The sequence below is a fragment of the Rubrimonas sp. genome, assembly GCF_036788415.1.
Taxonomy (GTDB): Bacteria; Pseudomonadota; Alphaproteobacteria; order Rhodobacterales; family Rhodobacteraceae; genus Rubrimonas.
This window is the reverse complement of sequence record NZ_DAIQNN010000055.1, coordinates 18,072-22,927: the sequence shown is the minus strand read 5'-3', so window position 1 is coordinate 22,927 and position 4,856 is coordinate 18,072. Positions and strand designations below refer to the sequence as shown.

At 70.4% G+C, this 4,856-nt stretch carries 9 protein-coding genes; 8 read left to right on the top strand and 1 reads right to left on the bottom strand.

The window, feature by feature from the left end:
- From V7Q31_RS12645 to V7Q31_RS12625, 5 genes are all read left to right on the top strand, one after another.
- Positions 1–554, top strand: a 554-nt coding sequence (locus V7Q31_RS12645) for an arginase family protein (protein WP_333834224.1), incomplete at its 5' end; no start/stop codon positions are given.
- Positions 555–557: 3 nt separating this feature from the next.
- Positions 558–977, top strand: coding sequence for a hypothetical protein (locus V7Q31_RS12640; protein WP_333834223.1), 420 nt, complete (start codon positions 558–560; stop codon positions 975–977).
- Between the two features lie 80 nt (positions 978–1,057).
- Positions 1,058–2,542, top strand: a complete 1,485-nt coding sequence (gatB, locus tag V7Q31_RS12635; RefSeq protein ID WP_333834222.1) for an Asp-tRNA(Asn)/Glu-tRNA(Gln) amidotransferase subunit GatB — start codon at positions 1,058–1,060, stop codon at positions 2,540–2,542.
- An 11-nt stretch (positions 2,543–2,553) separates the two neighbouring features.
- Positions 2,554–2,871, top strand: a complete 318-nt coding sequence (locus tag V7Q31_RS12630; RefSeq protein ID WP_333834221.1) for a hypothetical protein — start codon at positions 2,554–2,556, stop codon at positions 2,869–2,871.
- Positions 2,872–2,937: 66 nt separating this feature from the next.
- The gene (locus V7Q31_RS12625; protein WP_333834220.1) at positions 2,938–3,225 is read left to right on the top strand and encodes a DUF4389 domain-containing protein; all 288 of its coding nucleotides are present in this window, start codon (positions 2,938–2,940) and stop codon (positions 3,223–3,225) included.
- 8 nt (positions 3,226–3,233) lie between these two features.
- Here V7Q31_RS12625 and V7Q31_RS12620 read toward each other — a convergent pair whose 3' ends face one another.
- Entirely contained in the window at positions 3,234–3,395 is a 162-nt protein-coding gene (locus tag V7Q31_RS12620; protein ID WP_333834219.1) for a hypothetical protein, read from the bottom strand.
- 198 nt (positions 3,396–3,593) lie between these two features.
- Between V7Q31_RS12620 and rpmB the strand changes: the two genes are divergently transcribed.
- The 3 genes from rpmB (at position 3,594) to V7Q31_RS12605 (ending at position 4,846) form a co-directional block, all read left to right on the top strand.
- On the top strand, positions 3,594–3,881 hold the full coding sequence (rpmB, locus tag V7Q31_RS12615; protein WP_333834218.1) for a 50S ribosomal protein L28: 288 nt from the start codon (positions 3,594–3,596) through the stop codon (positions 3,879–3,881).
- A gap of 76 nt (positions 3,882–3,957) precedes the next feature.
- On the top strand, positions 3,958–4,308 hold the full coding sequence (locus V7Q31_RS12610; RefSeq protein ID WP_333834217.1) for a hypothetical protein: 351 nt from the start codon (positions 3,958–3,960) through the stop codon (positions 4,306–4,308).
- 46 nt (positions 4,309–4,354) lie between these two features.
- Positions 4,355–4,846, top strand: coding sequence for a copper chaperone PCu(A)C (locus V7Q31_RS12605; RefSeq protein WP_333834216.1), 492 nt, complete (start codon positions 4,355–4,357; stop codon positions 4,844–4,846).
- Positions 4,847–4,856 lie beyond the last annotated feature (10 nt).

Sequence of the window (4,856 nt, the reverse complement as noted above, 5' to 3'; positions counted from 1 at the left end):
GGTTCCACTCGACCAACCTGCCCAACGTGCCGGCGAAGAACCTCGTGCAGGTCGGCATCGGCGGCTGGCAGGTCCCGCGCGAGGCGGTGAAGGTCGCGCGCGAGCGGCAGACCAACATCATCACCATGTCCGACATGGAGAAGATGGGCATCGACAAGACCGCCGAGATGGCGCTCGAGATGGCGTGGGACGGGGTGGACATGGTCTACATGTCCTTCGACATCGACAGCATCGACTGCGGCTTCGTGCCCGGCACCGGCTGGCCCGAGCCCGGCGGCTTTCTGCCGCGCGAGGCGCTGGCGCTCGCCTCCAAGGTCGCCGCAGAGGGGCTGTGCGGGATGGAGCTGGTCGAGGTTTCGCCGCCCTACGACCAGTCCGAGATCACCGCGCTGATGGGCACGCGGGTGATCGTGGACGTGCTGGGCTCGATGGTCGCCCATGGCGTGCTCGGCGCGCACAAGCCGCACATCGACAAGCCGGTGAGCTGGCCGATGGGCGACTACGACGCCGCCCGCGACGGGCGCCGCTGGTCCACCCCGGCGAAGGGGCGCTGAGCCATGCCGCATGACCACGCCCACCACCACGCGCACGACCACAACTTCGCGAGCGCCGACCATCTCCACAGCCACCCCCATGCGGACGGCGCGGCGGAGGACTTGCAGACGCTGGCCGCCCAGTTCATCGACGGCTTCGCCGCCGCCGCCGACAAGACGGCGTTCCTCCGCCTCGCCCGCATCCCCTTCGAGATCGCGGACGGGCAGGGCGGGCCGTCGCTCAAGCTGGTGGACGTGAAGCTGACGACCGAATGGCAGGTGGCGACGGCCTCTCCGGGCTTCGGCTCGCGCGAACTGTCGCATCTGCCCTTTCCCGGCGCGATGGTGCGCGAGCGGGCGAATATGGGCTTCGTCTACGTCTCGATGGACCGGCGCGAGGTGGTGGACCTCAAGGCGCTGCTGGCGGCGCTCGCCGAGGGGTAGCGCGCGCGCCTCGCGATGCGTTGCGCCGGGCGCGGGGGCCGCCTAGAACCATGCCCGACAGCTCCCGGAGACCGCGCGCCATGACCGCACTCGCCTATTCCGAACCCGAGCCGAAAACCCTCTCCGGCGCGACGGGCGACTGGGAGATGGTGATCGGCATGGAAGTCCACGCGCAGGTGCTGTCGAAGTCCAAGCTCTTCTCCGGCGCTTCGACCGAATTCGGCGCCGCGCCCAACTCCAACGTCAGCCTCGTCGACGCGGCGATGCCGGGCATGCTGCCGGTGATCAACGAGTTCTGCGTCGAGCAGGCGGTGCGCGCGGGGCTGGGGCTGAAGGCGCAGATCCACCTGCGCTCGGTGTTCGACCGCAAGAACTATTTCTATCCCGATCTGCCGCAGGGCTATCAGATCAGCCAGTACAAGCACCCCATCGTCGGCGAGGGCGAGGTTCTGGTCGACATGGGGCCGGGTGTCGCGCGGCGGGTGCGGATCGAGCGCATCCACCTCGAACAGGACGCCGGCAAGTCGATCCACGACCTCGACCCCTCCGCCTCCTTCGTCGATCTCAACCGCTCGGGGACGGCGCTGATGGAGATCGTCAGCCGCCCCGACATCCGCGGCCCCGAGGAGGCGGCGGAGTTCGTGCGCAAGCTGCGCCAGATCCTGCGCTATCTCGGCGCCTGCGACGGCAACATGCAGGAAGGCAGCTTGCGCGCCGACGTCAACGTGTCGGTGCGGCCCAAGGGGGCGACCGAACTCGGCACGCGCTGCGAGATCAAGAACATGAACTCGATGCGCTTCATCACGCAGGCCATCGACTACGAGGCGCGCCGCCAGATCGCGATCCTCGAAGACGGCGGGAAAATCGATCAGGAGACGCGGCTCTACGACCCGGGCAAGGGCGAGACGCGGTCGATGCGCTCCAAGGAGGAAGCGCATGATTACAGATACTTCCCCGATCCCGATCTGCTGCCGCTCGAACTCGATCAGGCATGGGTCGACGCCATCGCGGCGGGCCTTCCCGAACTGCCCGACGACAAGAAGGCGCGCTTCGTCCGCGACTACGCGGTCACCGAATACGACGCCTCGGTGCTGACCGCCGAGCGGGCCAGCGCCGATTTCTTCGAGGCGGTGGCGCAGGGGCGCGACGGCAAGCAGGCGGCGAACTGGGTGATCAACGAGCTGTTCGGACGGCTCAACCGCGAGGGCGGCGATTTCGGCGACAGCCCGGTCTCGGCGGCGCAGCTCGGCGCGATCCTCGACCTGATCGCTTCGGGCGACATCTCGGGAAAGATCGCCAAGGACCTGTTCGACATCGTCTGGTCCGAGGGCGGCGACCCGGCGGAGATCGTCGCCGCGCGCGGCATGAAGCAGGTCACCGACACGGGCGCCATCGAGGCGGCGGTCGATGCGGTGATCGCGGCCAATCCCGACAAGGTCGCGCAGGCGCAGGCCAAGCCGACGCTCTCCGGCTGGTTCGTGGGCCAGGTGATGAAGCAGACCGGCGGCAAGGCGAACCCGCAGACCGTGCAGGCGCTGGTCAAGAGCAAGCTCGGGATCGAGTGAGGAGCGGCGCGATGGCCTTCGTCTACAAGGTGGTCCCGGCGCCGCGCCGGGCGAAGAAGATGCGCGGCGCGAAGACCCCCGCCGAGGCGCTGGCCATGGCGTTCGAGGCGGTCATGGCCGAGCAGGCGCAGGCGGGCTGGGAGTATCTGCGCTGCGACCTTGCGCCGATGGAGGTCAAGTCGGGCTTGTTCGGCCGCGCGACCGAGACCCATCAGGCGCTCATGGTGTTCCGTCGGCCCGCTCAGGGGCAGGTCGCAGGGCAGGGGGCGGCGCCGGGTGCGCGGGTCGAGCCCGAAATCCCGCGGCTCGGCGCGGCGCGGCTCGAGTAACCGGAGCCGGCTTGCGCGCGGCGCCGGGCGTTCCCACTTCTCGCTCGACAGATCGAGGAGAAACCCATGTCGTCGACCGAAATCCCCCACGCGCCCGAAGCCGCCGCCGCGCCGCGCCCATGGGCGCGCGGTCTTTTCTCGCTCGCCTTCATCGTGATGTTCGCCGTGGCCGAGACGCTGCTCACGCTCCTGGCGGTGGTTCAGTTCCTCTGGCTGATGCTCTACCGGACGCCCAACGCTCAGTTGCGCGCCTTCGGGGCGAGCCTGGGGGCGTGGATGGCGCAGGTCGCGCGCTTCCAGTCGGCGCAGACCGAGGACAAGCCGTTTCCGTGGGGCGAGTGGCCGAAAGCCTGATCGCGGGCTCAGTCGTCGTCGGGGATGACCAGATCGACGGCGCCGCCCACCACGTCGGCGGTGGCGTCGACCGCCGTCGCCGTCACCGAGACCGCCGTCGAGGCGACGGTGTAGGCGATGCAGCCTTGCAGAGCGCAGCTTGCGAGCAGAAGCAGGCACAGTCGGCGCATCGAGAAACTCCCGAGGATGGCGCGGTCGGCGCGCCCTCTTGTTAACCCGGCGAGCGTGCGCGTTCAAACGCCGTGAGACGGGCGCGGGCCGGGTTGACGCCTCTGATCGCCGCGCCTATAGACCGGCTTCCCGAATTTCCGCGCCGCCCGACCGTCGATCCGGGCGCGGCGCCCGAGAGACACTGTCGAGGTGACCGCATGTCCCGTCGTTGCGAACTGTCCGGTAAGGGCGTGCTGACCGGCAACCGCGTCAGCCACTCCAACATCAAGTCCCGCCGGCGCTATCTGCCGAACCTGAACGCGGTGTCGCTGCAGTCCGAGGCGCTCGGCAAGACCTTCCGCTTCCGCATCGCCGCCGCGGCGCTGCGCACGGTCGACCACCGCGGCGGCCTCGACGCTTTCCTGCTCAAGGCCCGCGACGAGGAGCTCAGCCCGCGCGCGCTCGACGTCAAGCGCGAGCTGCAGAAGATCGCCGCCGCGAGCTGAACGCTCTCCGCGACGGGCTGACGCAACGCCGCGCGCGGCGTTGCCCGCATCCGTCGCCCGTGCTGGACTGCGGGGGATGACGCCATCGTTCCGCCGCGCCCCGCAGCTTGCGCTCGTCCTGATCCTCGCGCTCGCGAGCGTGTCGGCGCCCTTGCGCGCGGCGGTCGGCCTCCCGGTCGAAATCTGCGCGCGCGACGGCGTCCGCGTCCTCCTAGTCGATCCAGCGACGGGCGCGCCGCTCGGGGATGAAACCGCCGCCTGCGAGCGCTGCATGCTCTGCGCGGCGGCGCCGCCGCCGGAGCCTTCGTCGCCGCGGCGCGCGACGCGGCGCATGGCGGCGCTGCGGCCCGCTGTTTCCGTCGAGATCGCCCAGCGCGCCCGCCGCTTGCGCCGCGCCCGCGCCCCGCCACGGGCGCCTGCGGCCTGAAGGCCGCCACGGCCCCACGCAGTCCAACATTTCGAAAGGCACGCTCATGAAGCGCTTTCTCGGCGCGGCTCTCGCCGCAGCCTGTCTCGCAGGCCCCGCTCTCGCCGGAGACATCTCGGTCGCCGATCCCTTCGCCCGCGCGACCCCTCCGGGCGCCGGCGCCTCCGCCGCCTATATGGCGGTGCGCAACGCCGGTTCTGAAGACGACCGGCTGGTCGCCGCGCGCAGCGACGTCGCGCGCCGGGTCGAGCTGCACACCCACATTCTCGACGCCGACGGGGTCGCGCGGATGCGCGAAGTCGAGGGCGGCATCCCGTTGCCGGCCGGCGAGACGGTGACCCTCGCTCCCGGGGGGCTGCATGTGATGCTGATGGGGCTGACCGGTCAGCTGCTCGAAGGCGAGTCGGTCCCGCTGACGCTCGTCTTCGAGAAGGCCGGCGAGTTGGCGCTCGAAGCGCCGGTGCGCAGCCTCGCCCGTCCGATGGAGGGCGAGGCGCATGGACACGGCGCGCATGGACACGGCGCGCCGAAGCCCTAGGGCGGCGTCA